At 36.1% G+C, this 6185-nt stretch carries 6 protein-coding genes; 3 read left to right on the plus strand and 3 right to left on the minus strand.

What is annotated here, in order from left to right:
* Positions 1 to 1584 precede the first annotated feature (1584 nt).
* On the plus strand, positions 1585 to 1860 hold the full coding sequence (locus tag ACIQYG_RS26695) for a hypothetical protein (RefSeq protein ID WP_402844559.1): 276 nt from the start codon (positions 1585 to 1587) through the stop codon (positions 1858 to 1860).
* Between the two features lie 749 nt (positions 1861 to 2609).
* Here ACIQYG_RS26695 and ACIQYG_RS26700 read toward each other — a convergent pair.
* The 3 genes from ACIQYG_RS26700 to ACIQYG_RS26710 form a co-directional block, all read right to left on the minus strand.
* Entirely contained in the window at positions 2610 to 2765 is a 156-nt protein-coding gene (locus ACIQYG_RS26700) for an RNA polymerase sigma factor (RefSeq protein ID WP_402844562.1), read from the minus strand.
* A gap of 323 nt (positions 2766 to 3088) precedes the next feature.
* Positions 3089 to 3466 carry a VanZ family protein gene (locus ACIQYG_RS26705; RefSeq protein WP_402844565.1) on the minus strand — a complete coding sequence of 126 codons (378 nt, stop codon included), beginning with the start codon at positions 3464 to 3466 and terminating at the stop codon, positions 3089 to 3091.
* Positions 3467 to 3962: 496 nt separating this feature from the next.
* Complete coding sequence (locus ACIQYG_RS26710) at positions 3963 to 4313, minus strand: cupin domain-containing protein (protein ID WP_402844567.1); 351 nt, start codon at positions 4311 to 4313, stop codon at positions 3963 to 3965.
* Between the two features lie 248 nt (positions 4314 to 4561).
* Here ACIQYG_RS26710 and ACIQYG_RS26715 point away from each other — a divergent pair, with 248 nt between their 5' ends.
* Both ACIQYG_RS26715 and ACIQYG_RS26720 read left to right on the plus strand, forming a co-directional pair.
* On the plus strand, positions 4562 to 5089 hold the full coding sequence (locus ACIQYG_RS26715) for an isochorismatase family protein (protein ID WP_243551106.1): 528 nt from the start codon (positions 4562 to 4564) through the stop codon (positions 5087 to 5089).
* 433 nt (positions 5090 to 5522) lie between these two features.
* A complete protein-coding gene (locus ACIQYG_RS26720; protein ID WP_402844574.1) occupies positions 5523 to 5972 on the plus strand; it encodes a DUF1569 domain-containing protein in 450 nt (149 codons plus the stop codon).
* The last annotated feature ends 213 nt before the right edge of the window (positions 5973 to 6185 follow it).

The following is a 6185-nucleotide window of genomic DNA, read 5'->3' on the forward strand; positions in this document are numbered from 1 at the left end:
TGGGTCAATGGTCGTTGACACTCATGCATCATACAAGAGGGCTCTTTTTCTTTCAAGACCCCGAACATCCTTCTAACAGGAATGCTGCCCCTTTATTTCCATAAGAAAAGCTGTCTTAAAGACAGCTCCGATCTTCAGCTAACGCACCCGTTAGTTTAAGTGTATTAAATCAAACTTAGCTGGTTTTGTTTAATAATGAAAGTTGTGCTCAAAACTCATTTATATATATATCCAATAGAAGCCCATTAGAGGGGCCGTACACTCCTCATACCCAACCTATGTACAATGCAGGATACAACCTAACTAGCACAATAGGAATAACGAAAGAAGAAGAGAAAAGGGATTAGATTAGAGTCAAGGATCTACGTGGGCAGGATATAACCCTCCCTCCAACTGCTCCCTATAGGGAAGGTACGGAATATCGGATCCCCCCTCCTACCCCCAGTGACTGGTACTCGGAAAATAGACTCACCATTTCCGAAATGTAGTAGTGGTATTATTTGGTAAATAACCCTAACCATAAACAGCAGCCGGTCACTAAAATGCTAATCGAGGTACGAATTACGGTGGAACTTCTAAATGCATGTCGCTGAAGGCGATTCTAGGCAATTTATCTATCGATATGCAGGTAATTACCCTACTCAATTCAATACAGGAAGCCATGCAGGAGAAGGGGTGGTTAGGAATTTCGAGGTTTCCATTTATTCCGTTTTCTCTCTAAAAATTTTTGCGGTGGGGTGGCCATAACTCGCCAGGAGAAGGGCAAAAAAATAAGCAGGGAGTTACACCAATTTAGTTAGCTAAATACATTTGGAACTTACCCACCGAATAGAGGGGGGGAAAAGCTTTTTTTATGTAGTACAAACCTTTCATCCCAAACTACATATATTAGTAATAATACTGATGAAAGGAAGTGTTTTTTAACCTCCTAAAAACCTTCTGATACCTCAAGGATTTCAAGGATTTCCAGGACCTGGTGTCACTCCAGCTTTTGGCTCGTTTTATGGGGAAGGCACTAGAACAGGGCAGGATCGTGTCCGTATAGATTTTGATTTCCCAGGATTTAGTTTAAATACAATCCCGAATCCGGAAACAAATGAGATCACTGTCTCTCTTAGTGATGTCTATGAAATAAGTGCCGACCTTGTTGTTATTACTAATGAACTTGAAACTGCCTTATTCACGATTAACTGAAGTGTCATAGGGCCCATTCCAGGTTCCTCTTTCGAAATCGTAACAGGATTGACATGTCAAACTGGAGAACCTTCATGGTTTAACACTATAGGTGAGACCGTCCAAGTGGAGTTAAATGCAGGAGAAAACGTGTTTGTGTTTATTCAAAATGTGAGTGGAAGTGTTTCTTATAGATCTCCGTCACTTACTGTAAAACGTATAGGACCCCTTGTATCCTCTGCTAAAGAGGAAATAGAAACTATTAAAGCAGAAAGAGACGCGGAAAAAATAAAAAATAAGCTTCATTGCTCGACTTTTCGGAAAGTGAACAATGAGGAAAAAGGGTGAGTAAAATAGAAAAGCCAATTCAAGGTCGTAGATTTGTTGACACGACCTATAAGTGTAATAACGATGATTTCCTTAATAAAAACGATCATAAAAAATGTAAGGATTGTGAACAAGGGCCTCGAGGACCTCAAGGACCTCCAGGACCTCCAGGACCTCAAGGATTTCAAGGACTTCCAGGACCTCCAGGACCTCGAGGAGAAACTGGACCTCAAGGAGAAACTGGACCTCAAGGAGAAACTGGACCTCAAGGAGAAACTGGACCTCAAGGACCAGGGGGTGCTTTGGCTTATGGATCATTGTACGATCCGTCTGGAAATTTTGTCACAGTGTCTACGGTAAATCCCCCTACTCTGGGGCAGAAGGTTGTTTTCACAACTCCTGGGCCGTTATTAGGAACAGTTCCTTTTCCTCCTGGTCTTGGACCTTATACTGATATTGAGGTTCTGACTGCTGGGGTATATGAGATTAGCATGGATTTAACAGCTAGACTAATTAATGCCTCTAACTTAACGTTTAATACCGAAGTGCAGTTCAGGTTATTCATCAATGACACAACCCCAGTTCTTGAAAGTACTTTTGAATCCTTTAATCGAATTACAGGTGGTCCAGGCGGGCAACCATCGCAAGTTGAAACTAGAAACACGATAGGAAGAACAATCCAACGTCGATTATCCGCAAACGATAGGCTAAGTATTAGAGTTATTACTGCATCTGCCAATGTAACATATAGGTATCCCTCATTAGTAGTCACAAAAATCGCCAACTAGCTGCCAAAGTCAGTAAATAGGAGCAAGAAGAGCCCCAACCTAAATGTTGTGGGCTTTTTCCAATTTACAACTTTCTGATGCTTAATAACGGTGGTGGTTTTGGTTACACAGGTAAATTAAGCGAAGTCTCATTCCTTCTTCAACTAACATGCCCCATTTGTTCTATAATCAACTTCTTGGGAAGCAAGGTTATCCGCAAGTTCCTTTCCTAAACTTAACTAATTCCTCACGAAGGAACGCTTCCTCTACTTCGATATTAGCCGATCTCAGCCTTATAGTTAGCAATAGCCTTCGGTGCTTCGGTAAAAAGCACCCTTTAATCTAAAGCCACGCATCAACATACTCTTCCTGAAGAGTATCTAGATATTGCACAAATTGAAAAGCCGTTTCTTGAACAATGTCTTCCGCATCCTCTTTGATCGCTCCCATTTTTAGCAAAAAGAAATACACAGCCTTCAGTTTTTTATTTAGGTACAAGCTTAATTATTCATCCATGACCACCCTCCTACACTATTAACGATTGAGTATTCATTAAGTAAACAATGATTAGCAAATTTTTCCATAAAAGAGATAACCTTCTGCAAAAAGACTACCCAACAAAGCTAAATATAAATTATTGAATAATATCTGAACTTGCTATGTTACTCGAAACCCTCCCTTTAATTTCCAATTCAACGTCCTTCTAAATATTCCCTCTTATGGCACTAACCTGCCCCGATAGTTGCATAAAGAAAGGACTGCCTAATAGACAGCTCCGATCTTCAGCTATCGCACCTGTTAGTTCAAGAATATTATTAATATCAATTACTAATTTGTAACCTTTCAGATTGTTCCTTACTTATAAAATGATTAAACAAAAAATAGATATATACCCCTATCACGGCCCCAAGGATATTTAAAATGACATCATCAATGTTTGTTGAACGAGCATAAATTAAAAACGCTGCCCCTGTAGAATTTTCAATAAATTGAATTAGTTCAATCCCAATAGAGATAAGCATTGTAACCATAATAGTCTTTTTTTTACTTTTTAAGATGCTAAGAGACATTAGTGCAAAAGATAATGGGGTCAACATTAATAAAGGACCCATTATTTGTGTAATTTGTGATGCTAGAATTGTTTTAAAAGGAACTAAATTTAGCAATGGAGTTGTTGAAGATATAACTCGTCCTTCCAAATAATGCCATACCTAAATAAAGGTAACTACCTGATGTAACGAGCATAAATACACAATAAAAGCAGTTAGAATGACTAACTTATAAAAATTATTTACTATCGCTTTTTTCATCAAAAATATTACACAAACCGTTATAGGAATACAATTGATATAAAGCTCAATGAATTTTATGCGTAAAAAACTAGAATCATAATTAAATTTTAATATTAACTGGATAAGGAAAAAAAAGTAGGAATAAGAATTGTAACCCATTTCACATTTTTTGACATAGCTAACCTATTTCTTCACAAAATCATATGAACATTTTAACATTTATCTATAATGACTTTGACCAAATATTAAAATCTTGTTCAACTAACCTGCCCCGTTAGTCCCATAAGAAAAAAGCTGCCTTAAAGACAGCTCCGATCTTCAGCAAAAGCACCCGTTAGTTCATTAAAAAAAGCGATTCTTATTAAAGAATCGCGCCCCTTTAGTGAAATAACCCCATAGATAATTACAACTCACTGTTACTTCCTTTTATGTCAATACTCGCCTTTTCAAAACATATATTAACTGTCCGTTCGTTTGAACGAGTACGATGCATTGTATTAGCAGGAACAGTAAATATTTCACCTGGTTTCAAAGAAACTGTTTCATTGTTTTCTAAGTCTATGAAAAGTTCACCTTCTAATACATAAAATAATTCATCGCAATCGTCGTGTTTATGCCAGTGAAATTCTCCATTTATCACAGCTATTCTAAGAGCGTGGTCATTTACTTCACTTACGATAAAGTTTGTGTAGTCCTTTTGGTCTTGTATTAATTCGTGTAGGTTAAAAACTTCTAATTGCCCCTTTTTTTGCATACTCTTTCTCCTTTGAAAATCTACTCTTCTTAAATAGACTAAATTCGACAATAGAACGAAATAACCTTTTTTCTTCAACTGACCGTTCATTAAGCCTTATTCCATTAAATGGCCCAATTGTTGAGTAAAGACAAACAACACTCTTAAACTAAACTGCCCCGATAGTTCCACAAGGACATTTTCTTTTATTGCAAAATTTAATTTCCACCTGTTATATTTAAAAAGAAACTAACAGGAAGTGTTATTTGATGAAACAGGCTCTAATAATTATTGATATGCAAGAAATTTTCTTTAATTATCCCCAAAACTATTTATTTAATAATGAGCAATTAGTTATTAATATAAATGAGCAAATTAAGCAAGCTCATGAAAAAAATATACAAGTTATCTTCATTCAACATACTAGCCAAAACGAAAAAGACGAACTTTTTGAAGGGAAAAATGACTGGAAACTTCATAAAAATTTATTAGTATCCTCTACCGATAAAATCATCAAAAAATCAAAATGGGATTCGTTCTATCAAACTGAACTCTTAGATTATTTAAGAACCAATGAAATAGAACAACTCATTTTTGCAGGCGCACAGACTGAGTTTTGTCTCGACACAACTATTAGAGCTGCCTTTAGTTTAGGGTATCAAAAAAATCTACTTTTGAAAGAGACACATAGTACATTAAATGGTGTAATTTTAAATGCAAGTGATATTATTAATCATCATGAGTCTATTTGGAATAATAGATTCCTAACTGTTATTGATGGTGAAACAAAATTATAGATTACTACTTAAAGAACGGTTATTTACCGTTCTTTTTTTTAGAAGAAGAGCAATTGCTCCACTTCTGCTTTTGAATCTTTTCTACATAATGTGTTGATGTGTTGACCTCAAAAATATATTCGAGTGGAATGTTAGCTTCTTTTCTTCAACTAAACTGCCTGTTAGAATAATAAAAAGGACTGTCTAAACAGCCCTTCGTGATCTTCAACTAAAGCACCCTTTTGTTTAAGTACATTCCTTCACAAAACTTGTCATTTGCCATTTCTATTATCACAGGAATGCAGCCTCTTCATATTAGCTCAACCAACAGGACTTCAATCCCTCCTGGAACAGTCCCCCTTTAGCTTAGAAGGATAAAATGATGTTGACGTTGAATATACATCAAATAATCAATTACTGTTTTAAATCAACAAAATTTAGAGGAGTTATTCTAATGAATAATATTTTAGAGGTCTTGTTTACAGAAGAAATTTTAAAACGTATCGACAACTTAAGCGCAAATTCAAAACCATTATGGGGAAAAATGGATGTCGCCCAAATGTTAGCTCATTGCTCATCCTTCCAAGACATTGCTATGGGCTATTCTATGCCTCCAAGAGGTTGGTTAGGGCTACTAGTAGGTCGGTTTGCAAAAACCATGTTTTATAATGACAAGCCCCTACCACATAATATGTCTACTATTCCAACCATTTTAATAACCGATAAAAAAGATTTTGAAATAGAAAGAGAAAGATTGAAAGAAAATATTACAACCTTCCAAAAGAATGGACCAGAGGCTTGTACAAGTCACCCACATCCTTTTTTCGGAAAACTTTCTTCTGAGCAATGGGGACATGGAATTTATAAGCATCTTGACCATCATTTAAAACAGTTTGGGGTTTAGTTACGGGAATTTAATTATGGACGCAAATCCTTAGATCAACGATCCGGTAAAATTGGATTGGATAATAAGGTTTGAGCTTCAACCATTAATAAATTGACTGGTTTTCTTATGGAACTAACCTCCCTCTATAAACATTGATGTATCAACGATTTGCACCACTCGGTGTATTAGGGAAATTATTTTTTTATTCTACTTTTAAACAGAGTATTGAAA

Origin of the sequence: Peribacillus sp. NPDC096622 (assembly GCF_044762665.1) — a bacterium.
Lineage (GTDB): Bacteria > Bacillota > Bacilli > Bacillales > DSM-1321 > Peribacillus > Peribacillus frigoritolerans_B.

Bases quoted from the DNA above. Each gene is read 5' to 3' on its own strand.
- ACIQYG_RS26695 (WP_402844559.1), top strand. From the start codon at position 1,585: ATGATTTCCTTAATAAAAACGATCATAAAAAATGTAAGGATTGTGAAC.
- ACIQYG_RS26715 (WP_243551106.1), top strand. From the start codon at position 4,562: ATGAAACAGGCTCTAATAATTATTGATATGCAAGAAATTTTCTTTAAT.
- ACIQYG_RS26720 (WP_402844574.1), top strand. From the start codon at position 5,523: ATGAATAATATTTTAGAGGTCTTGTTTACAGAAGAAATTTTAAAACGT.
- ACIQYG_RS26710 (WP_402844567.1), bottom strand. From the start codon at position 4,313: ATGCAAAAAAAGGGGCAATTAGAAGTTTTTAACCTACACGAATTAATA.